The 22,109-nt window shown below is 56.1% G+C and carries 22 protein-coding genes, 1 pseudogene and 1 riboswitch; of the genes and pseudogenes, 12 read left to right on the top strand and 11 right to left on the bottom strand.

The annotated features are described in order from the left end of the window. Positions 1-97: 97 nt before the first annotated feature. The 4 genes and pseudogenes from ACOTZD_RS01170 to rlmA all read left to right on the top strand — a co-directional run bounded on the left by ACOTZD_RS01170 (position 98) and on the right by rlmA (position 3,281). Positions 98-242 (top strand): annotated as a pseudogene (locus tag ACOTZD_RS01170) (DUF2627 domain-containing protein). 12 nt (positions 243-254) lie between these two features. Beyond that, positions 255-464, top strand: a complete 210-nt coding sequence (gene cspE, locus ACOTZD_RS01165) for a transcription antiterminator/RNA stability regulator CspE (RefSeq protein WP_001062678.1) — start codon at positions 255-257, stop codon at positions 462-464. 216 nt (positions 465-680) lie between these two features. Next, on the top strand, positions 681-2,426 hold the full coding sequence (gene ftsI, locus ACOTZD_RS01160) for a peptidoglycan glycosyltransferase FtsI (RefSeq protein ID WP_003859909.1): 1,746 nt from the start codon (positions 681-683) through the stop codon (positions 2,424-2,426). Positions 2,427-2,465: 39 nt separating this feature from the next. Next, a complete protein-coding gene (gene rlmA, locus ACOTZD_RS01155) occupies positions 2,466-3,281 on the top strand; it encodes a 23S rRNA (guanine(745)-N(1))-methyltransferase (protein ID WP_045329821.1) in 816 nt (271 codons plus the stop codon). On the opposite strand, the gene mntP is transcribed toward rlmA, so the two are convergent. From mntP to manX, 5 genes are all read right to left on the bottom strand, one after another. Next, entirely contained in the window at positions 3,278-3,844 is a 567-nt protein-coding gene (mntP, locus tag ACOTZD_RS01150) for a manganese efflux pump MntP (protein WP_003859911.1), read from the bottom strand. The genes rlmA and mntP overlap by 4 nt on opposite strands. Before the next feature lies 1 nt (position 3,845). After that, a riboswitch (yybP-ykoY riboswitch) is annotated at positions 3,846-4,047 on the bottom strand. Between the two features lie 198 nt (positions 4,048-4,245). Beyond that, positions 4,246-4,704, bottom strand: a complete 459-nt coding sequence (locus ACOTZD_RS01145) for a DUF986 family protein (RefSeq protein WP_003859912.1) — start codon at positions 4,702-4,704, stop codon at positions 4,246-4,248. Positions 4,705-4,758: 54 nt separating this feature from the next. After that, complete coding sequence (locus tag ACOTZD_RS01140; protein WP_006810994.1) at positions 4,759-5,610, bottom strand: PTS mannose transporter subunit IID; 852 nt, start codon at positions 5,608-5,610, stop codon at positions 4,759-4,761. A 12-nt stretch (positions 5,611-5,622) separates the two neighbouring features. Continuing rightward, a complete protein-coding gene (manY, locus tag ACOTZD_RS01135) occupies positions 5,623-6,423 on the bottom strand; it encodes a PTS mannose transporter subunit IIC (RefSeq protein ID WP_003859914.1) in 801 nt (266 codons plus the stop codon). A gap of 47 nt (positions 6,424-6,470) precedes the next feature. Continuing rightward, positions 6,471-7,433: a PTS mannose transporter subunit IIAB gene (gene manX / locus ACOTZD_RS01130; RefSeq protein ID WP_022651434.1), complete on the bottom strand. Its 963-nt coding sequence runs from the start codon at positions 7,431-7,433 to the stop codon at positions 6,471-6,473. Positions 7,434-7,698: 265 nt separating this feature from the next. Between manX and ACOTZD_RS01125 the strand changes: the two genes are divergently transcribed. Further along, positions 7,699-7,908 carry a protein YoaL gene (locus tag ACOTZD_RS01125; RefSeq protein ID WP_071785693.1) on the top strand — a complete coding sequence of 70 codons (210 nt, stop codon included), beginning with the start codon at positions 7,699-7,701 and terminating at the stop codon, positions 7,906-7,908. Then, positions 7,896-9,455, top strand: coding sequence for a CNNM family cation transport protein YoaE (gene yoaE, locus ACOTZD_RS01120; RefSeq protein WP_003859916.1), 1,560 nt, complete (start codon positions 7,896-7,898; stop codon positions 9,453-9,455). The genes ACOTZD_RS01125 and yoaE overlap by 13 nt, the downstream gene beginning before the upstream one ends. Before the next feature lie 6 nt (positions 9,456-9,461). Here the strand turns inward: yoaE and ACOTZD_RS01115 are convergent, their stop codons facing one another. From ACOTZD_RS01115 to pabB, 4 genes are all read right to left on the bottom strand, one after another. Next, positions 9,462-11,060 (bottom strand): EAL domain-containing protein, encoded by a 1,599-nt coding sequence (locus tag ACOTZD_RS01115; RefSeq protein WP_048240598.1) that lies wholly within the window; start codon positions 11,058-11,060, stop codon positions 9,462-9,464. Positions 11,061-11,189: 129 nt separating this feature from the next. Next, positions 11,190-12,554, bottom strand: coding sequence for an L-serine ammonia-lyase (gene sdaA, locus ACOTZD_RS01110; protein ID WP_003859920.1), 1,365 nt, complete (start codon positions 12,552-12,554; stop codon positions 11,190-11,192). A 184-nt stretch (positions 12,555-12,738) separates the two neighbouring features. Continuing rightward, entirely contained in the window at positions 12,739-13,317 is a 579-nt protein-coding gene (locus tag ACOTZD_RS01105) for a CoA pyrophosphatase (RefSeq protein ID WP_003859921.1), read from the bottom strand. Beyond that, positions 13,314-14,648 carry an aminodeoxychorismate synthase component 1 gene (pabB, locus tag ACOTZD_RS01100; protein WP_048244339.1) on the bottom strand — a complete coding sequence of 445 codons (1,335 nt, stop codon included), beginning with the start codon at positions 14,646-14,648 and terminating at the stop codon, positions 13,314-13,316. The genes ACOTZD_RS01105 and pabB overlap by 4 nt, the downstream gene beginning before the upstream one ends. Before the next feature lie 61 nt (positions 14,649-14,709). On the opposite strand from pabB, the gene ACOTZD_RS01095 reads away from it, so the two are divergent. Further along, entirely contained in the window at positions 14,710-14,892 is a 183-nt protein-coding gene (locus ACOTZD_RS01095) for a YoaH family protein (RefSeq protein ID WP_003859925.1), read from the top strand. A gap of 5 nt (positions 14,893-14,897) precedes the next feature. Here ACOTZD_RS01095 and ACOTZD_RS01090 read toward each other — a convergent pair whose 3' ends face one another. Beyond that, complete coding sequence (locus ACOTZD_RS01090; RefSeq protein WP_003859927.1) at positions 14,898-15,242, bottom strand: RidA family protein; 345 nt, start codon at positions 15,240-15,242, stop codon at positions 14,898-14,900. Between the two features lie 133 nt (positions 15,243-15,375). Here ACOTZD_RS01090 and ACOTZD_RS01085 point away from each other — a divergent pair, with 133 nt between their 5' ends. The 5 genes from ACOTZD_RS01085 (at position 15,376) to rnd (ending at position 21,755) form a co-directional block, all read left to right on the top strand. After that, complete coding sequence (locus tag ACOTZD_RS01085) at positions 15,376-17,286, top strand: ATP-dependent DNA helicase (RefSeq protein WP_003859928.1); 1,911 nt, start codon at positions 15,376-15,378, stop codon at positions 17,284-17,286. Positions 17,287-17,352: 66 nt separating this feature from the next. Further along, the gene (tsaB, locus tag ACOTZD_RS01080) at positions 17,353-18,048 is read left to right on the top strand and encodes a tRNA (adenosine(37)-N6)-threonylcarbamoyltransferase complex dimerization subunit type 1 TsaB (protein ID WP_045332149.1); all 696 of its coding nucleotides are present in this window, start codon (positions 17,353-17,355) and stop codon (positions 18,046-18,048) included. 37 nt (positions 18,049-18,085) lie between these two features. Then, on the top strand, positions 18,086-18,667 hold the full coding sequence (locus tag ACOTZD_RS01075) for a Slp family lipoprotein (RefSeq protein WP_003859931.1): 582 nt from the start codon (positions 18,086-18,088) through the stop codon (positions 18,665-18,667). A 203-nt stretch (positions 18,668-18,870) separates the two neighbouring features. Next, positions 18,871-20,556 (top strand): long-chain-fatty-acid--CoA ligase FadD, encoded by a 1,686-nt coding sequence (gene fadD / locus ACOTZD_RS01070; RefSeq protein WP_003859933.1) that lies wholly within the window; start codon positions 18,871-18,873, stop codon positions 20,554-20,556. Between the two features lie 83 nt (positions 20,557-20,639). After that, positions 20,640-21,755, top strand: a complete 1,116-nt coding sequence (rnd, locus tag ACOTZD_RS01065) for a ribonuclease D (RefSeq protein WP_122959317.1) — start codon at positions 20,640-20,642, stop codon at positions 21,753-21,755. Positions 21,756-21,841: 86 nt separating this feature from the next. Here the strand turns inward: rnd and minE are convergent, their stop codons facing one another. Continuing rightward, on the bottom strand, positions 21,842-22,108 hold the full coding sequence (minE, locus tag ACOTZD_RS01060; protein ID WP_003859937.1) for a cell division topological specificity factor MinE: 267 nt from the start codon (positions 22,106-22,108) through the stop codon (positions 21,842-21,844). Between the last annotated feature and the right edge of the window lies 1 nt (position 22,109).

Genomic DNA, 22,109 nt, shown 5'->3' with positions numbered 1-22,109 from the left:
TTTGTGCGGCGGATCGAGACATGTTTAAAAATGGCTTGCCATATTAAACGTTGTGTGTGATAACACGTTTTGGGTCAAACGAGGTACAGTTCTGTTTATGTGTGGCATTTTCAGTAAAGAAGTCCTGAGTAAACACGTTGTCGTTGAATACCGCTTCTCTGCCGAACCTTATATTAGTGCCTCAAGCAGTAATGTCTCAGTTTTATCTAAGTCAAAGCCTGCGGGCTAAGAAAACACTCTAAGGAATTTTGCAAATGGCAAAGATTAAAGGTCAAGTTAAGTGGTTCAACGAGTCTAAAGGTTTTGGTTTCATTACTCCTGCTGACGGCAGCAAAGATGTGTTCGTACACTTCTCTGCAATCCAGGGTAACGGCTTCAAAACTCTGGCTGAAGGCCAGAACGTTGAGTTCGAAATTCAGGATGGCCAGAAAGGCCCAGCTGCGGTTAACGTAACTGCTATCTGATCGAATCACTGCTGACTGAAGCGCTCAGCGCTTCGATCCCAGACATAAGCCTCGCCGATGCGGGGCTTTTTTATTCACTTATTTTTCAAAATATTACGTAATCCTCCGCTGTTATTATCTTGTTGCAAACCCGCGAGAATATTAGCATTGTTTTCCCGCCTTATTATCAGCTTTTCCCGTTAAATCAGGGCGTTGATCAACAGCCCTGGGGTTAAGGTGAAAAAAAAGACAATAACGACCACCGGAAACTTTACTCCGGCACGTTTTGCACTTCTGTGTCTCGCTATCTTTTGTAGTCTTGCGTTTCTGCTGGGCCGCGTGGCGTGGCTGCAAATTATCAAACCGGATAATCTGGTTAAGCAGGAGGATATGCGCTCCCTGCGCGAAGTGGCGATAGACGCCCCGCGGGGGATGATTGTGGACCGTGAAGGACGACCCCTTGCGGTGAGCGTACCTGTCCAGGCCGTCTGGGCCGATCCCAAAACAGTGCTGGAAAAAGGGGGGATCGGTTATGATTCGCGCTGGCAGGCCCTGGCAAATGCCTTACACCTTTCTCTGAGCACGCTCGCATCGCGAATCAACAGTAACCCGCACGGGCGATTTATTTACCTTGCCCGTCAGGTTGATCCCTCCCAGGCAAAGTGGATCGATAAGCTGCGTCTTCCGGGTATCAACCTTCGCGATGAGTCCCGCCGCTTTTATCCTGCCGGGCACGTGGCGGCGAACCTGATTGGCTTCACCAATATTGATGGTCAGGGCATTGAGGGTGTCGAGAAAAGCTTCAACACGCAGCTTACCGGGAAGGCAGGCGTGCGGCTGGTCAGGAAAGATCGCTACGGACATGTGGTGGAGAACCTCACGGAGGTGGCTCCCGTACCTGCACATAATATCCAGCTTAGTATCGATGAACGCCTGCAAACTATCACCGAAGACGCGCTGGATAATGCCGTGGCGTGGAACAAAGCTGAGTCAGGCGCGTCGGTGCTAATTAATATCCAGACGGGCGAAATTCTGGCAATGGCGAGCTTCCCCGACTTCAACCCCAACAACCGGGAAGGGGCAACGCTGGATGATTTTCGCAATCGCGCGATCAGTGACACCTTTGAACCTGGCTCTACCGTTAAGCCTCTGGTGCTGATGACGGCGCTACAGCAGGGGCTGGTACAGCCTGACAGCGTCATAGACACGCATCCCTACACCATTGATGGCCATCGTATCCGCGATGTGGGCTACTATCCCGAGCTGACGATGACCGGCATCCTGCAAAAATCCAGTGACACGGGCGTGTCCCGTCTTTCGCTGGCGATGCCTGTGCAACGGTTACTGGATACCTATAAACACTTTGGCTTTGGCGAGAGTACCGGGCTTGGCTTAACGGGAGAAAGCGCAGGTTTACTGCCGCAGCGGAAATTCTGGAGCCAGTTAGACCGGGCGACCTTTGCCTTTGGATATGGCCTGATGGTAACCCCCCTCCAGCTGGCGCATGTGTATGCCACCATCGGCAGCTATGGCATTGAACGGCCTCTGTCCATCACCCGAATCGATCCGCCGGTGATTGGCAAGCGGGTGATGCCCGAGGAAATTGTTCACGAGGTGGAGCACATGATGGAGAGCGTCGCGTTACCCGGCGGTGGTGGAATCAAAGCGGCGGTGCGTAACTATCGCGTGGCGATAAAAACCGGGACGGCCAAAAAAATCGATGAACACGGTAAGTATGTGGATAAATACGTCGCCTATACCGCAGGCGTTGCGCCTGCCAGCGATCCCCGTTTTGCGCTGGTGGTGGTGATTAACGATCCGCAAAACGGTGCCTATTACGGCGGGGCCGTTTCCGCGCCCGTTTTCAGCGAAATCATGGGGAACGTTCTGCGTCTGGAAAACGTAAAGCCTGACGGGCTGCCGGCAGATTCTGACCATCTGATCGTGATGCATCACCCAGCCGTTTATAACCCTGGCGAATAGCGGTACACTTCGCCTTTTGGTTTACGCCCTGGAGCTGTCATGTCTTTCAGTTGTCCCCTTTGCCACGCGCCGCTGACGCGCGCGGAGAAAACGTTTATCTGTCCACAGGGACATCAGTTTGACCGGGCGAAAGAGGGCTATGTAAATCTTCTGCCGGTACAGCACAAGCGCTCCCGGGACCCGGGTGACAGCGCGGAGATGATGCAGGCGCGCCGGGCGTTTCTCGATGCCGGGCATTATCAACCGCTCAGGGATGCCGTTGTCGCCTTACTCCGTGAATATCTGACAGAAGGCGCATCCGCCATGCTGGATATCGGCTGCGGCGAAGGTTACTACACCGCCACGTTTGCTGACGTGGCGGCTGAGAAGGGCGCCGAAACGTACGGGCTGGACGTATCTAAAGTGGCTATCCGTGCGGCAGCCAAACGCTACTCAGCGGTAACGTTCTGCGTGGCCTCCAGCCACCGCCTGCCGTTTGAGGAAGCGAGTATGGACGCCGTGGTGCGTATCTATGCGCCGTGCAAGGCAGAGGAGCTGGCGCGCGTCGTTAAGCCCGGCGGCTGGGTTATCACCGTTACGCCAGGGCCGCGTCATCTGCTGGAGCTAAAAGGGCTGATCTATGATGAAGTTCACCTGCATGCGCCTCACTCTGAACAGCTGGCAGGCTTTGCGTTAAAGCAGGCGCAGTCGGTAGCGTATGAAATGATGTTGCAGGGAAGTGAAGCGGTGGCGTTACTGCAAATGACGCCGTTTGCGTGGCGGGCAAAACCAGAGGTGTGGGAAACGCTGGCAGCGCAGACAGAATTTCGCTGCCAGACGGATTTCAGCATCCATTGCTGGCAGCGCGAAGGTTAACCCGCGAAGTGTGCCCAAAGGATTTGGGCACCAATCCCGATCAACACGATACCGCCCAGAATTTCGGCGCGTTTGCCTAACAGCGGGCCAATGAACCGACCCACCATCATCCCCAGCGTTGACATGATCAGCGTGGCGCAGCCAATCGCCAGCGCGGTGGCGATAATATTGACCTGCAAAAACGCCAGACCGACACCCACGGCCATTGCATCCAGGCTGGTTGCGATGGCGGTTGTCACCAGAAGCCAGAAGCCGTGGCGTTGCAGCGGCGCATCATCTTCATCGCCGTTGCCACGAAAACCTTCAATCACCATACGTCCGCCGAGGAACACCAGCAGCACGAAAGCAATCCAGTGATTCCACTCCAGCACAAACTGGCTGGCGAGCATCCCCAGTCCCCAGCCGATAAGCGGCGTCAGCGTTTCGATAGCGCCAAAGATGAGACCGGTACGCAGGGCTTCGGAAAATTTAGGTTTATGGAGAGTGGCACCTTTGCCGATAGAGGCGGCAAATGCGTCCATGGACATGCCAAAAGCCAGAAGGATCGTAGCGGAGATATTCATAAGAGCGTCCAGACCGGGGATATCCATATGACACATCACTGCCCCCAGTAAACAGCAGTTGATGTATCTATGGTCTCGCCTGATCGCTTCTGGCACAGTAATTGTGCTTAAAAACGATCCGTACGCGCCACGTTTTTCAACGAGTATGTTGACACGTACATTTCCCGCAGGCAGGAAATCGGCTACTCCCCAACGACGGGCGCAACCTTAACATATTTTGAGAATATAAAACAACAACGAAGATGGCTTTATATAGCCACTATGTTGATAACGATTTTCATTTAGATTTATGCGTGAAAATATCGTTAATAAATATAAGTCAATTAACAGAGGAGATATAGCACCGGCTATATTGCTGGTTCAAGAATAATGCAATATATAGCCGATGCTATAATTATAAATCATTGAGTTTTAACAAGTAATTTGTATATCTTTTCCAGGTCATCAATATTTCTGACCCGGATGAGCAGGCGGCGTTGTTCTAATTGCATCACCAGAACCCCGTCTTCGGATAAATTCATCTCTTTAATACGGTTATATTCTATCCAGACATTGGCGAAGAAGAATCCGTGTTTTTTAAAAATGAGTTTTGGCGAGCGGATCCAGAACAGGTAAATCGCCATTAATGCCAGCGCACATAATAACCATGTGGTTAATATTGCGCCGTGGCTGGTCACATTATTGTAAATGAGGATGACTACCAGACCGGCGAAGATAAACGCATCAATACGTCCACGGCGTAAGAGGGGAAGGGTCAGCAGCGTCTCGCCGTGGCGGCGAGGCATAATAAACTCGTCATAGATCGCGTAAGCCAGAAGGGCAACAATAAATAAAACCAGTACGGTGTCCGTGACAGTCATTCATCCTCCAGATAAAAAGACCGGGGGCAAGCCCCCGGTCAGTAAAGCATTTTATTACAGACCCAGCAGGCCGACAGCGTAGCCCGCGATACCGATGACGAAGAAGCCAACGATGATCCAAAGCGGGTTCACTTTCTTACGCAGCAGCCACATACAGGCGAAGGTTAACAGCAGCGGTACCAGGCCCGGCATCAGCTGGTCCAGAATGGTCTGCACGGTGGTAACGCGCGTCTGACCATCCTGACCGGTGATCGTTGATACCACCAGCGGGATGTTTACGTGCGTCCACTTGTTAACCAGCGCCCCCATTACAAACAGGCCGAGAATTGACGCCCCCTCAGTCAGTTTTTGCAGGAAGCCGCCGCCCATATCCTTAACGATATCCACACCTTTACGATAGCCGTACGCCACGCCGTAGTAACGGGTCAGCAGACGCACCGCGTTGAACAGGATGAAGAACAGCAGAGGACCGAGCAGGCTGCCGCTCATGGCGATCCCGGCGCCCAGCGCCGCAAAGACCGGACGCACGGTACCCCAGAAAATCGGGTCGCCCACGCCTGCCAGCGGCCCCATCAGACCAACTTTGATACCGTTGATGGCACCATCGTCGATTTCAGCCCCGTTCGCACGCTGCTCTTCCATCGCCAGCGTCACGCCCAGAACCGGCGCCGCAACATAAGGATGGGTGTTGAAGAATTCCAGATGACGCTTAATTGCCTGACGGCGTGCTTCGTTGTTTTCCGGATACAGGCGTTTGATGGCCGGCACCATGGAGAAGCAGAAGCCGAGCGCCTGCATACGTTCGAAGTTCCATGAACCCTGAAACAGGTTAGAACGGATGAACACGCCACGAATATCACCCGGAGTGAGTTTTTTCTCAGTGGTAGTTTTTGTCATATCAACCATTTCGCTCACCTGTTAGTCCAGTTCGTTATCGAGATCGTTGTTACCAGCAGCCTGCGCAGGGGCACCCGCGACACGGTTGTATTTCGGGCTGAGCTGGATATAAAGAATCGCCATCACCGCACCAATCACACCCAGCGCAACCAGGTTGAAGTTGGTGAACGCAGCGGTAACGAAGCCGAGGTAGAAGAATGGCATCAGGTAGCCCGCGCGCATCATGTTGATGACCATCGCATAACCGACCACCACGATCATACCCCCGGCGATATTCAGACCGCTGGTGACCACTTCAGGGATCGCATTCAGCATGCCCTGAACTTCGCTGGTACCGACAGAAATCGCCACGATAACTGCAGGGATCGCGATACGCATCGCTTGCAGGAACAGGGAAGAAACGTGGATCCAGGAGAGCGCGGTGAGGTTGCCGTTTTCGGCCGCCTTATCCGCCGCGTGCTGGAAGGCCACGGTAATAGTACGGACAATAATGGTCAGCACCTGACCCGCTGCGGCCAGCGGGATGGCCAGCGCGATACCGGCACCAATACTCTGATGACCGGCGATAACCAGAACGGTCGAAATAATGGACGCCAGCGCGGCATCTGGCGCAACTGCCGCACCGATGTTCATCCAGCCGAGGGCGATCATTTCCAGGGTACCACCGATGATGATACCGGTTTTCATGTCACCGAGAACGGCGCCAATCAACGTACAGGCCACCAGAGGGCGGTGGAACTGAAATTCATCAAGTACGGACTCCATACCCGCAATACACGCGACGATGAACACCAGCACAATCTGAAGAGTAGTAATCTCCATTGCACTTCTCCTATTACATAAGCTCTATATGAAAAACCGGCCCGGGCTTATTTCCCCACTTTGCCGATCAAATCCATCATTTTCAGTTTCTGATCCGTGGAAACCTTACGGGCTTCCAGCTCGATACCGCGTGCATTCAGCTTGTTGAAGGCCTCGATATCTTTCGCATCCACTGAAATCGCGTTGTTGACCTGCGTTTTGCCCTGACGGAAAGCCATACCGCCAATGTTAACGGAGGTGATTTTCACGCCGCCTTCAACAATGCGTTCGACGTCTGTCGGGTTGGTGAAGAGAAGCATCACGCGCTCACCCGCATATTTCGGGTTGTTGTAAACGCGGATCATTTTGGCGACATCCACGACGTGCGCGGTGACGCCCGGCGGTGCAACCTGGGTAAGAAGGGTTTTACGGACAGTGTCGGCGGCCACTTCGTCACTGACCACGATGATGCGTTGTACGTTGGTCTCTTTGGTCCAGCGCGTCGCCACCTGGCCGTGGATCAGACGGTCATCAATACGCGCAAGGCCGATAACCATGTAATCGTTCGGACCCATTGGCTTCGCCGGTGCAGCGGCTTTTGGTGCAGCAGGGGCAGGGGCAGGTTTTTCAACCGGCTGCGCTTTCAGCGCCTTCACGCCTTCGCGACCGGTTTCCACCGCCAGCGCCACCAGCTCGTCAAAGCCTGGGTTGTCGTCACGCGCCATGAAGGTTTCCACCAACATCGGGATATTCACCCCGGCGACGACTTCATAATGCTCTTTATCGACGACAATGCGGCTGGCAGCGTTGAACGGGCTGCCGCCCCATGTATCCACGAGAAACAGCACGCCTTTGCTGGTATCCAGCTTCTCAAGCTGAGCAGTGTATTTTTCAATCAGCGTCTCGGCATTTTCACCGGGAACGAAATCGATCCAGCCGACGTTTTCCTGCTCGCCCAACAGCATTTCTGCCGTTTTGAGTAACTGCTCCGCAGCCCAACCATGTGTGCCTATGACAATAGCAATGGTCACTTGCTACCTCCTTTTATTATCATTTATACGTCTGCCAGGCAGGCGTACTGAGAATCGTATTGGCGAACCGAATCGATTCAGATAAGGGTTAGAGTTCAAAAAACTAAGACTTCCGCGAATTATTTTAGATAGTGAAAAAATAATTTATGTGATGAAGATCCGTAATTTAGCTACGCCTTACAGATTTTTCTCTAAGATAATCCGCGTGTGTTACAGAAGTTTGCAAAGGAACGTAAATCTTTGCTAAAAACCAATTGTCTCTGATATGTTTAGCGTCCGTTTAATTATTCAGGAGTATAGGGCTACAGCCCACTATATGGACCGTCACCGACGTCAGTCATCTTCCAGGCCATTCCGCGCCTTAATCACCGGCGATCTTCGCCACGCATCGACTCTCATTCCCTTTGAAATGCCCGACATTAGCGGGGCACCGTTTTGTCATTCCTTTAGCAGGAGCGTGTCATGGAATTCTTAATGGACCCGTCAATCTGGGTAGGCTTGCTTACGCTGGTCGTGCTGGAGATCGTTCTCGGTATTGATAACCTGGTGTTTATCGCCATCCTCGCAGATAAACTGCCGCCGAAACAGCGTGATAAAGCCCGTCTGATCGGCCTCTCGCTGGCGCTGATCATGCGTCTGGGCTTACTGTCTGTTATCTCGTGGATGGTCACCCTGACGAAGCCCCTGTTCACCGTCATGGATTTCACCTTCTCCGGCCGCGATTTAATTATGCTGGTAGGGGGACTGTTCCTGCTGTTCAAAGCCACAACAGAGCTGCATGAACGGCTGGAGAACCGGCAGCACGATGATGGCCACGGTAAGGGTTATGCCAGCTTCTGGGTGGTTGTTCTACAGATTGTGGTGCTTGATGCGGTCTTCTCACTGGATGCGGTGATTACGGCGGTCGGCATGGTGAACCATCTGCCGGTGATGATGGCGGCGGTGGTGATTGCGATGGCGGTAATGCTGCTGGCGTCGAAACCGCTGACGCGTTTCGTCAACCAGCATCCGACGGTCGTTGTGCTGTGTCTGAGCTTCCTGCTGATGATTGGTCTGAGCCTGGTGGCAGAAGGGTTTGGCTTCCATATTCCGAAAGGCTACCTGTACGCCGCGATTGGCTTCTCGATTCTGATCGAGCTGTTTAACCAGATTGCGCGCCGTAACTTTATTAAGCAGCAGTCGAATCAGCCGCTGCGAGCCCGTACCGCAGATGCGATTCTGCGACTGATGGGCGGGCGTCGTCAGGTGAACGTGCAGGCTGATAACGAGAACCGCAACCCGGTTCCGGTGCCGGAAGGCGCGTTTGTGGAAGAAGAACGCTACATGATCAATGGCGTGCTTTCGCTGGCTTCCCGCTCCCTGCGCGGTATTATGACGCCGCGCGGCGAAATCAGCTGGGTGGACGCCAACCTGAGCGTCGACGAAATTCGTCAGCAGCTGCTCTCCTCGCCGCACAGCCTGTTCCCGGTCTGCCGGGGTGAGCTGGATGAGATCATCGGTGTGGTACGCGCGAAAGAGATGCTGGTGGCGCTGGAAGAGGGCGTTAACGTCGAGGCCGTAGCGGCCGCGTCGCCCGCTATCGTGGTGCCTGAAACGCTGGATCCGATCAACCTGCTGGGCGTATTGCGCCGTGCTCGCGGGAGCTTTGTTATCGTCACCAACGAATTTGGTGTGGTACAGGGCCTGGTGACGCCGCTGGACGTGCTGGAAGCCATTGCCGGTGAATTCCCTGATGCGGATGAAACCCCGGAAATCGTTGCCGACGGTGACGGCTGGCTGGTGAAAGGCACCACCGACCTGCACGCGCTCTCGCACACGCTGGGCGTCGAAAACGTGGTCAATGATGATGAAGACATTGCCACCGTGGCGGGGCTGGTGATCTCCGTTAACGGGCAGATCCCGCGTATCGGTGATGTGCTGGAGCTGCCGCCGCTGCAAATTACCATCGTCGAAGCCAACGACTATCGCGTTGATATGGTGCGTATTGTTAAAGAGCACTCTGCGCACGACGAAGAAGAGTAACGTTATCTAGCGTAACGGCAGTAAGGGCACGATGTGTCCGTTGTGACGGGCTGGCGGAGAGTGGCTTTCCGCCAGCCATTTCGGAAACTCGCGCAGCGGCATTGGCCGCGCATACAAGTACCCCTGCAAAATATGTACGCTGTGACGGCGCAGGTAGCGTGACTGCTCCTCGGTTTCCACCCCTTCCGCAACCAGTTCAATATTCAGTCGCTGGCCAAGCGCAATAATAATATCTGTTACCGTTGAGTTCACGGCGTCGGTGCCGATCGCGGTGGTGAAGGATTTATCAATTTTCAGCACATCCGGATGCAGTTTTTCTAGCCATGAAAGTGAGCTGTTGCCGGTACCAAAATCATCAATCGCAAGTTTCACCCCTTTGCGGTGCAGCTCCCGCACGATGCGGTAATCCACATCCAGCAACGCATCGCGTTCGGTTAACTCCACGATCAACTGTTGAACAGGGCTGGCGTTAAACCAGATGCGGTTGAGATCCTGGATAAGCGCAGCGCGGCGAAAATGGCTGGCGGCCACGTTAATGCCGATATGGAAATCGCGCGAGGCAGGGAAATAGCCTATCTGCCGCACCGTTTCGCTGATGACGTAGCGGGTAAGCGGAACAATCAGGTTATGTTCTTCGGCCAGAGGGATAAAGACATCGGGCGAAATCCATCCCTGACGCGGGTTGTTCCAGCGCAGGAGGATCTCGACGCCGACGCATTCCCGGGTGCGGGCATTCACCAGCGGCTGGCAGAAGAGTTCAAACTCCCGGGCCGCAATTCCCATGTTGATTTCCCAGGTGAAACTGATTCGCCGCGCCGTGGCGAGCCAGGCGATATAGCCCATCAGTAAGCTGAGCATCAACGCCAGCGGCAGCTGGGTGGGCAGATTTTTTAACGCCATTTCGCCAGGCCCGGGGCCGCTCACCGTGACGCTGAAAGGGTAATGTTGTGACGACTGTTCCAGCAGGGAGGCGTTTTCATCGAAGGTCGGCGTAGTCGTCACCTGTTGCCCGTCGCGGAGGAAGTTATCTCCTACTCTCAGGACAACGTCGGTGATCTGCGGCCGCTGCGGCTCGAGAATCATTTTAGTGATGAGATCGATATTCACCACCTCCATCACCCCGTCGTTGCCGTCGCCCGCAACGGGAGACCACTGAATCAGTACCGGGCTGCCTTTTACCAGCCACCGGTCAGTCGACAGCAGCAGCCTGGATTCACTGACTGGAAGCTCCGGCACAAACTCACTGACGGGCACATTACGGCTGCCAAAGACGCTTGAGCAATACAGTATTCCGTCTTGAATGAGGGCGATGGAGCGTACGGTCTGGAGGATCGCCGCCTGTTTTCGCAGGATTAGATTTGCTTCGGAACAGGGTATGCCAACCAGTGAAAGTAGCGTTTCACGCTGGGCCTCTAACGAGAGAAGCACCTTATCAAGCGCACGCACGGTGTGGTGGGTAAAGTCGTGGATCCGATCCTGATTTATGTTGCGCTGTGAAATAAAGCGAATGCCCAGCGTCAGGACGAGCGTAACGAGCGCAACCGTGACACAGACGATAACGCGTTTTCGGCGATAGTCTTTAATGATCGTTTGTGCAGTTTGCATGAACGGTCGCCTGTTAAGCACCGGCCAGAAAAGCCAGACGCAACAGTGACAGTGTAGTGGGGAATACGTGAAGCGACGAGACGAGAGGGGAAAATTCGCCCATCTGTTGCAGATGGGCGAAAGGAAGGCTTAGTCGCACTGCACCTTAATGGCCAGACCGCCGCGCGAGGTCTCACGGTACTTCGCGTTCATGTCCTTGCCGGTTTCGTACATGGTTTCAATAACCTTATCCAGCGACACGCGTGGCTCGCTGGTACGGCGCATCGCCATACGCGAGGCGTTGATCGCTTTGACGGAGGCGATGGCGTTACGCTCAATGCACGGCACCTGCACCTGACCGGCAACCGGGTCACAGGTCAGACCGAGGTTGTGCTCCATACCGATTTCCGCCGCCACGCACACCTGCTCAGGGCTGGCGCCCAACAGTTCCGCCAGACCCGCTGCCGCCATAGAGCAGGCCACGCCCACTTCACCCTGACAGCCTACTTCGGCACCAGAGATGGACGCATTCATTTTGTACAGCGCGCCGATAGCGCCTGCCGCGAGGAAATAACGGATATAGATATCCGGTGTCACGGGCTCAATAAAGTGATCGTAATAGGCCAGCACCGCCGGAACGATACCGCACGCGCCGTTGGTCGGCGCCGTCACCACGCGACCACCCGCTGCGTTCTCTTCGTTAACCGCGAGGGCGAACATGTTCACCCAGTCGACCACGTTCATTGGGTCATTGGAGAACTTGTCGGTGGTGACCAGCATGCGGCGCAGCGCAGAGGCACGACGCGGTACGCGCAGAGGCCCAGGCAGAACACCCTCGGTGTTCATCCCGCGGTCAATACAGGCGCGCATGGTTTGCCACACGTTAGCAAAATAGTCTTCGATCTCTTTCTTGCTGTGCAGCGCCAGTTCGTTCTGCATCACCATGCCGGACAGGGACAGACCGGTCTCTTTGCAGTAGCCCAGCATCTCGGTGGCCGATTTAAACGGATAGGGCACATTGACGTCGCCCGCGCTCTCTTTACCAAAGTGTTCTTCGTCAACGATAAAGCCGCCGCCGATGGAGTAGTAGGTTTTACTGTAGATCTCTTTTTCGCCGCTCCAGGCGTGGATGGTCATGCCGTTTTCATGCAGCGGCAGGTTGTCGCTACGAAAACGCATCCCGTCATCCTGCGGGAAGTCCACTTCGTGCTGACCGTTAGCCAGCAGTAAGCGTCCGCGCGTTTCCACGTCGCGGATAAATGCCGGAATGGCATCAATATCAACAGTGTCCGGCATATTGCCTGCCAGACCCATAATAATGGCGATATCGGTGTGGTGGCCTTTACCCGTTAATGACAGTGAACCGTAAACGTCTACGGCGACACGGGTAACGCTTTCCAGTAATCCTTTTTCGACCAGATCATCGACGAACTGTTTACCGGCCTTCATCGGCCCTACAGTGTGGGAAGAGGAAGGACCAATCCCCACTTTGAACATGTCGAATATACTAATCACTTTCACACTCCTGACAGGGTTACTGGGGTTCCAGTAACGATGTTATAACTGCGCATAGTGTAAGAGGGAACACCAACCTCGGCTTAACTATTCACATGAATTAAACTAATGGTTAACGATGGTTTTGCTAATAGCGCGACGCCGATCGCAAACCTGCCAGAAAAGGGTGGAATGTAAAGTATAGTCAAGGCTTCAGGCCGATTTGCAGGGCCAGCTCACGAATGATGCCTGCCGTCATGCCCCAGACAAAATAATGCTGATACCACGACAGCCAGACCCGATGATCGTGTCCGCGGCGGTGAATATCCAGTGGGTGATAGCGGCCCAGACGAAGGGCCTCTTCCAGCGGCATTTCGAACACCGCTGAAACTTCATCGACGCTGGCGTGATACTGAAGATCGGGCGGAATAATGCCAACGACCGGCGTGACCTGAAAACCGGTTACGCTGTCCACTGGCGGCAGCACGCCGATCACCTCGACTGTCTCCGGGGGGATCGCCACTTCCTCATGCGCTTCACGCAGTGCGGCGGCAATCAGGGATGCATCGGTGCTGTCCACCGCGCCGCCCGGAAACGCAACCTGACCGGCGTGTTTTCGCATATGCGGTGAGCGCTGGGTAAGCAACAGACCCGGCTGCTCACGGCGCACGACCGGGATCAGCACCGCCGCCTGACGTTGATTCAGCGTGGCGCGGCTAACCTGGGGCCGCAGAAGCTGAAAGCGCGACAGAAAATCATCCAGCGTCAGGTTGTCTTTCTTCACCGTAAATTCTCCAGTTGTTTCAGGATACGATTCACTTTATCAAAGGTTTCCTGATATTCCGCCTCGACCTGGCTATCGGCCACAATGCCACCGCCTGCGGAACAGTACAGGTTACCGTCGCACGCCGTCAGGGTGCGAATAGTGATGCTGGTATCCATGGTGCCGCACAGACTCACATAGCCGATGCTGCCGCACCAGGCGTTGCGGCGATGTGGTTCCAGTTCGTCGATGATCTCCATCGCCCGGACCTTCGGCGCGCCGGTGATGGAGCCGCCCGGAAACGCGGCGCGGAGCAGATCGCAGGCGGTTCGCGAGGCCGGCAGGCGTGCGGTGATGGTGCTGACCAGATGATGCACCGCCGGGAATGGCTCCACGACGAACAGCTCCGGCACGCGCACGCTGCCCGGCTCGGCGACGCGACCAATATCATTGCGCATCAGATCGACAATCATCAGGTTTTCAGCGCGATCTTTGGGAGAGGCCGCCAGCGTCTCCGCCTGCTGGCGGTCGGCGTCGGCGTTGGCAAGGCGCGGCAGTGTGCCCTTTATCGGGCGGGTCTGAATCATACCGTCAGCCAGGTGAATAAAACGCTCAGGCGAAAGGCTGAGGATGGCGCCGTGTTCAAGGCGTAAAAATGCACTGAACGGGGCCTTATTGCTGGCATTGAGGCGGGTAAACGCCTGCCATTCGTCTCCCTTGTACGCCGCCTGGAAACGCTGGGCAAGGTTGACCTGATAACAGTCGCCACTGTGAAGATACGCCTGCACACGGGAGAATTTTTCCGCGTATTCCTCCGCGCTCATGTTCGAGCGCCAGCCGGAGGTCAGCATAAAGTGTTCCGGGGCGGCGGGCCGTTGCGCCTCAAGCCAGGCCAGACGCGCCTGTACGTCCCGGTGGCTCAGCAGAGAAACCGTCTGCTTACGGTGATCCACGATCAGCGCCCAGTCATACAGCCCCACCGCCATATCCGGCAGGGAAATATCCGCCTGCGCATGCTCAGGCAGCGTTTCGAAACGGCGACCCAGATCGTAACCAAACAGGCCCAGCGCGCCCCCCTGGAAAGGCAGATCCGGATCAGGTGTGGCAGTTAAGCCCAGAGCATCGATCTCGTTCTGAAGCCGCATCAGCGGATCGTCCGTTGGCGACAGCGCATCGGTCGTCAGCGTTTTAACCGGGTCGGCCACCAGAATATCAAAGCGGCTGTAGGGGTGATCCGCATGGCCGGAGTGCAGCAGCATGGCAAAAGGAAGGTGGCTCAGACGGGCAAACCAGAACTCCGCGGCGTCAGCACGCCAGGGCAAGGTCATAACAGTGGGGAAGCGCATGTTCATGTATGGCATACTACCGGGCAGCGTGAAATAATTAGCGCGAATAATTTAGCAGGAGTTAACGATGTTTGCAGGTTTACCTTCTCTCAGCCATGACCAACAGCAGAAAGCCGTTGAACGTATTCAGGAGCTGATGTCCCAGGGGATGAGCAGCGGACAGGCAATTTCCCAGGTCGCGGAAGAACTTCGCGCCACCCATACCGGCGAGCGGATCGTGGCGCGCTTTGAGGATGAAGATGAAGAATAACCGGCTTACACTGCCGCGATAATCTTGATCTCAACCTTATATTCCGGTTTCATCAGCGTGGCCTGTACGGTGCAGCGTACAGGCGCGTGACCCGCCACCACCCACGCATCCCATGCTTTATTCATCGCCGCGAAATCGTCTTTATTCGCCAGAAAAATCGTCGCATCCAGAATGCGGGATTTGTCGCTGCCCTGTTTTTCCAGTACGGCGTCGATCTGCGCCAGGGTGTTGGCGGTCTGCTCGAAGGCGTCGGCGTCCAGATTGGCAGGGACGCCGGTGTAGTACAGCGTCTGGTTGTGGATCACCACATCAGACCAGCGGGCTTCGGCATCAATGCGCGTAATTGTCATAAACGTATCCTCGTTATCTTTCGTCGTCAGGCGGCAAGACTGCCATAATGTTCCGCCGTCGTCACTATTTGGGGTGGCACCGGAGAGAAGGGGCTGACATAATCCCTGTGCAAAAATACAGTGAGAGAACACCGTGGCAGACGATTTTTCCCCAGAGGGTCAGTTAGCACAGGCTATCCCCGGCTTTAAACCGCGCGAACCCCAACGTCAGATGGCGCATGCCGTTGCGCACGCTATCGACAAGGCGCAGCCGCTGGTCGTGGAGGCCGGTACCGGTACGGGGAAAACGTATGCTTACCTCGCTCCTGCGCTGCGGGCGAAAAAGAAGGTGATCATCTCTACGGGATCAAAAGCGCTCCAGGATCAGCTCTACAGCCGCGATTTACCCACGGTGGCGAAAGCGCTGAAATACAAAGGGCGTCTGGCCTTGCTGAAAGGGCGTTCTAACTACCTGTGTCTGGAGCGTCTTGAACAGCAGGCGCTGGCGGGCGGCGACCTGCCGGTACAAACCCTGAGCGATGTGATCGTCCTGCGCGCCTGGGCCAACCAGACGGAGGAGGGGGACATCAGCACCTGCGCGAGCGTGCCGGAAGACTCCCCGGCCTGGCCGCTGGTGACCAGCACCAATGACAACTGCCTCGGCAGCGACTGCCCGCTGTATAAAGACTGTTTTGTGGTGAAAGCGCGTAAAACCGCGATGGACGCCGACGTGGTGGTGGTGAACCATCACCTGTTTCTTGCGGATATGGTGGTCAAGGACAGTGGTTTCGGCGAGCTGATCCCGGAGGCGGAGGTGATGATCTTCGATGAAGCCCATCAGCTACCGGACATCGCCAGCCAGTATTTTGGGCAGTCGCTTTCCAGCCGTCAGCTTCAGGATCTGGCGAAAGATATTACCATTGCCTATCGCACCGAACTCAAAGATACCCAGCAGTTGCAGAAGTGCGCGGACCGCCTGGCGCAATGCGCACAGGATTTCCGCTTACAGCTTGGCGAGCCGGGCTATCGCGGCAACCTGCGCGAACTGCTCGCAGACAAAAATATCCAGCGCGCGCTGCTGCTGCTCGATGATGCCCTTGAACTCTGTTACGACGTGGCGAAGCTGTCCCTCGGACGTTCAGCGCTGCTGGACGCCGCCTTCGAGCGCGCCACGCTTTACCGTGGGCGGCTGAAGCGGCTGAAAGAGATCAACCAGCCGGGCTACAGCTACTGGTACGAATGTACCTCGCGCCACTTCACCCTGGCGCTCACGCCGCTGACCGTTGCTGATAAATTTAAAGAGGTGATGGCGCAAAAGCCCGGCACCTGGGTCTTTACCTCGGCCACGCTGTCGGTCAATGACGATCTGCACCACTTTACCGAGCGCCTCGGCATTGAGCAGGCGGAATCCCTGCTTCTGCCGAGCCCGTTCGACTATGAGAGACAGGCGCTGCTGTGCGTGCCGCGCAATCTGCCGCTGCCTAACCAGCCGGGCGCGGCGCGACATCTGGCGGCCATGCTGAAGCCGATGATCGAGGCCAACAACGGGCGCTGCTTTATGCTCTGCACCTCACACGCCATGATGCGCGATCTGGCCGAGCAGTTCCGCGCCACCATGACGCTACCGGTGCTGTTGCAGGGGGAGACCAGTAAAGGCCAGCTGCTCCAGCAGTTTGTCAGCGCCGGTAATGCCCTGCTGGTGGCGACCAGTAGTTTCTGGGAAGGGGTAGACGTGCGCGGCGACACGCTCTCGCTGGTGATTATCGATAAGCTGCCGTTTACATCGCCGGACGATCCGCTTCTGAAAGCGCGCATGGAGGACTGCCGTCTGCGCGGGGGCGATCCGTTCGACGACGTCCAGCTGCCGGACGCGGTCATCACGCTTAAACAGGGGGTAGGGCGACTGATCCGCGACGTCACCGATCGCGGGGTGCTGGTGATCTGCGACAACCGCCTGGTGATGCGTCCCTACGGCGCGACCTTCCTCGCCAGCCTGCCGCCCGCGCCGCGCACGCGGGATATTAAACGCGCGGTCCGCTTCCTGGCGAACCCGACGGCGGAGTAATTCTTCCCGGAGTGTGTTAAGATGCGCGCCATTTTGTGACTGACCATTGCGAGAGCGCGACGACTGATGCGAATTCTGGCTATTGATACCGCGACAGAGGCCTGTTCCGTTGCCCTGTGGAACGACGGTACGATTTTTGCTCATTTCGAAGAGTGCCCACGGGAACACACCCAACGTATTCTGCCCCTGGTAAAAACCATTTTAACCGAGGGCAACACCGCCCTGACTGACCTCGACGCGCTGGCCTACGGCCGTGGTCCGGGCAGCTTTACGGGCGTACGTATCGGGATTGGCATTGCGCAGGGGCTGGCGCTGGGCGCTGACCTGCCGATGATCGGCGTCTCCACGCTTGCGACCATGGCCCAGGGAGCATGGCGCATGACCGGCGCCACCCGCGTGCTGGCTGCGATTGATGCCCGCATGGGGGAAGTCTACTGGGCGGAGTACACCCGTGACGAAAACGGCGTCTGGCACGGCGAAGAGACGGAAGCGGTGCTTAAACCTGAAGCCGTCACCGGGCGCCTGAAACAGCTCTCCGGTGAGTGGGCGACGGTCGGAACCGGCTGGGCGGCGTGGCCGGAGATGGCGAAGGACACCGGCCTTACGCTGGTGGACGGTAACATGCTCCTGCCCGCCGCCGAAGATATGCTGCCGATTGCCTGTCAGCTGCTTGCCGCAGGAAAAACCGTGGCGGTTGAACACGCTGAACCGGTTTATTTACGAAACACCGTCGCGTGGAAGAAACTTCCTGGCCGCGAGTGAATCTCAGTAACAGGAACTGAGAAAAAGGAGTCGCATCATGGCGGTTCAGACTAAAGTTGTACGCTTTTTTATGGCAGGCGCGGTTGCCATAGCACTGAGCGGGTGCGTCACCGTTCCTGATGCGATCAAGGGCACCAGCCCGACGCCACAGCAGGATCTGGTACGCGTGATGAATGCCCCGGAGCTGTATGTCGGGCAGGAAGCGCGGTTTGGCGGCAAGGTGGTTGAAGTGCTAAACCAGCAGGGGAAAACCCGGCTGGAGATTGCCACCGTTCCACTGGACGACGGCGCGCGGCCTGTTCTGGGTGAAGCCTCGCGCGGGCGGATCTACGCTGACGTCAGCGGCTTCCTCGATCCGGTAGATTTCCGCGGGCAGCTGGTGACCGTCGTCGGGCCGATTACCGGTTCGGTGGCGGGGAAAATCGGCAATACGCCATACAAATTTATGACCATGCAGGTGAACGGCTACAAACGCTGGCGTATCGCCCAGCAGGTGGTGATGCCGCCACAGCCAATCGATCCGTGGATGTGGGGACCGCATCCGTATCGTTACGGCTACGGTGGCTGGGGGTGGTACAATCCAGGCCCTGCACAGGTTCAAACAATAGTAACTGAGTAAGTTACTGTTATTGCTAGGAAAGAGACAGCGGCTCAGCCGCTGTCTCTGTTTTTTTACGGATAAAACGAAAAAAAAGAGTGACGCGCTTCGCAACCTGCAATCTGAACAATTAATAAACTGGTACGCTGAGTTAATATAATGTTAACAAACTGTTTATTATCGGGGCTGTGATGACGACGAACACTCATTTCAGAGGTGATGCATTGAAAAAGGTTTGGCTTAACCGTTATCCCGCGGATGTCCCTGCGGAGATCAATCCTGACCGTTATCAATCCCTGATTGAACTATTTGAACACTCGGTACGGCGCTACGCTGACCAGCCCGCGTTTGTGAATATGGGCGAAGTGATGACCTTCCGTAAGCTGGAAGAACGCAGCCGGGCGTTTGCGGCCTATTTACAGGAAGGGTTGGGCTTGCAGAAAGGGGATCGCGTCGCGCTGATGATGCCAAACCTTCTGCAATACCCGGTGGCGCTGTTCGGCATCCTCAGGGCAGGGATGATCGTGGTTAACGTTAACCCGCTCTATACCCCGCGCGAGCTGGAACATCAGTTGAATGACAGCGGCGCGGCGGCGATTGTGATTGTCTCCAACTTTGCCCACACGCTGGAAAAAGTCGTTGAAAAAACTCAGGTTAAGCACGTCATCCTGACGCGCATGGGTGACCAGCTCTCTACCGCGAAAGGTACGCTGGTCAACTTTGTCGTTAAATACGTTAAGCGGCTGGTGCCGAAATACCACCTGCCGGATGCCATCTCCTTCCGCCGCGCCCTGCATGCGGGCTACCGGATGCAATACGTAAAGCCGGAGATCGTGTCCGAGGATCTGGCCTTCCTGCAATACACGGGCGGCACCACCGGCGTGGCGAAAGGGGCGATGCTGACCCACCGTAACATGCTGGCGAACCTTGAGCAGGTTAACGCCACCTACGGGCCGCTGCTGCACCCGGGCAAGGAGCTGGTGATCACCGCGCTTCCGCTGTATCACATTTTTGCGCTGACCATGAACTGCCTGCTGTTTATCGAGCTTGGCGGTCAAAACGTATTGATCACCAACCCGCGCGATATCCCGGGGCTGGTCAAAGAGCTGGCGAAATACCCGTTCACCGCCATGACCGGCGTGAACACCCTGTTTAACGCGCTGCTTAACAATAAAGAGTTCCAGCAGCTCGATTTCTCCACGCTGCACCTCTCCGCGGGCGGCGGGATGCCGGTTCAGCAGGCTGTTGCCGAGCGCTGGGTGAAACTCACCGGGCAGTATCTGCTGGAGGGCTATGGCCTGACGGAGTGCGCCCCGCTGGTCAGCGTTAACCCGCATGACATCGACTACCACAGCGGCAGTATCGGTCTGCCGGTCCCGTCGACGGAAGCAAAACTGGTGGATGATGAGGATAACGAAGTGCCTCACGGTGAGCCAGGGGAGCTATGCGTCAGAGGGCCGCAGGTGATGCTGGGCTACTGGCAACGTCCGGATGCCACGGATGAGATCATCAAAGACGGCTGGCTGCACACGGGCGACATCGCGGTGATGGATGACGAAGGCTTCCTGCGCATCGTCGATCGCAAGAAAGACATGATCCTGGTGTCAGGGTTCAACGTCTATCCGAACGAAATCGAAGACGTGGTGATGCAGCACAGCGGCGTGCTGGAAGTGGCGGCGGTGGGCGTTCCTTCAGGCAGCAGCGGTGAAGCGGTGAAGATATTTGTGGTCAAGAAAGATCCTTCTCTGACCGAGGATGCGCTGATAACGTTCTGTCGCCGTCAGCTGACGGGCTATAAAGTGCCGAAGCTGGTGGAATTCCGGGATGAGCTGCCGAAATCCAACGTCGGGAAGATATTACGACGAGAATTACGTGACGAAGCCCGTGCCAAAGTGGACAATAAGGCCTGAGCTTCACGTTAATCGCCCAGACGCCGGTTAAGCCGGCGTTTTTTATGGGCGCAAACAAAAGAGAGTCCGATTTGAATTACCAGATGATCACTACCAACGACGAGCTGGCTTCGCTGTGCGAGGTGACGCGTGAATTTCCTGCTATCGCCCTGGATACGGAATTTGTCCGCACCCGAACGTACTATCCGCAGCTGGGTCTGATTCAGATGTATGACGGCAAACACGTGTCATTGATTGACCCCCTCGGCATTACCGACTGGGCGCCAATGCGCGAGCTGTTGCTGGATACCGCCGTGACCAAATATCTGCACGCGGGCAGTGAAGATCTGGAAGTCTTTCTCAACACTTTTGGCATCATGCCGCAGCCGCTGATTGATACCCAGATCCTCGCGGCGTTCAGCGGTCGTCCGCTCTCCTGGGGCTTCGCCGCGATGGTGGAAGAGTACACCGGTCTGACGCTGGATAAGAGCGAATCGCGTACCGACTGGCTCGCGCGTCCCCTAACGGCGCGTCAGCTTGAATACGCCGCGGCAGACGTCTTTTACCTTCTTCCAATTGCCGGCCAGCTTATGAAAGAGGCTGAGGCGTCCGGTTGGCTGTCTGCCGCACTGGACGAGTGCCGCATGACGCAGCAGCGTCGTCAGGAAGTGGTTGATCCGAAAGAGGCCTGGCGTGACATCACCAACGCCTGGCAGCTGCGCACCCGCCAGCTGGCCTGTCTGCAACTGCTGGCTGACTGGCGTCTGCGTAAAGCACGTGAGCGCGATCTGGCGGTTAACTTCGTGGTGCGTGAAGAACACCTGTGGGCGGTGGCGCGCTATATGCCGGGTAGCCTTGGCGAACTGGACAGCATTGGCCTTTCCGGGAGTGAGATCCGTTTCCACGGTAAAACGCTGCTCGCGCTGGTAGAGAAAGCTCAGCAGCTGCCGGAGGACGCACTGCCAGAACCACTGCTTAACCTGATGGATATGCCGGGCTACCGCAAGGCATTCAAAGATATCAAAGCGCTGGTGCAGACGGTGGCGGGGGAAAGCAAACTGAGTGCCGAACTGCTGGCTTCACGTCGTCAGATTAACCAGCTGCTGAACTGGCACTGGAAGTTGAAACCGCAAAATGGTTTACCGGAGCTGGTCGCCGGATGGCGGGGGGAACTGATGGCCGAACGCCTGAATACCCTGCTGGAAGGGTATCCGCGCTAAAGAATTGTAGCCCCGGTAAGCGCAGCGCCACCGGGGAAATTGCCGGGTGGCGCGATGCTTGCCCGGCCTACAAAACCACAACCGGATTAACGCGACTCTTCCGCTTCCGGAAGCGTCACGTTCAGCTCCAGAATCGAAATATCCCCGTCTTTTTGCTCCAGCTGAACGGTGACCATTTCTGGGTCAATCTGCACGTATTTGCAGATCACTTCCAGAATGTCTTTGCGCAGCTGCGGCAGGTAGTGCGGTTCGGCGTCGCTACGACGACGTTCCGCAACAATGATTTGCAGACGTTCTTTTGCGATGTTGGCGGTGCTTTTTTTCCGCGAGAGAAAAAAGTCCAGTAATGCCATA

The sequence above is a fragment of the Enterobacter cloacae complex sp. SHL022 genome (assembly GCF_049237785.1).
Classification (GTDB): domain Bacteria; phylum Pseudomonadota; class Gammaproteobacteria; order Enterobacterales; family Enterobacteriaceae; genus Enterobacter; species Enterobacter hormaechei_C.
Note: the sequence above shows the minus strand (reverse complement) of the source record. Positions and strands in the feature narration are given on the sequence as shown.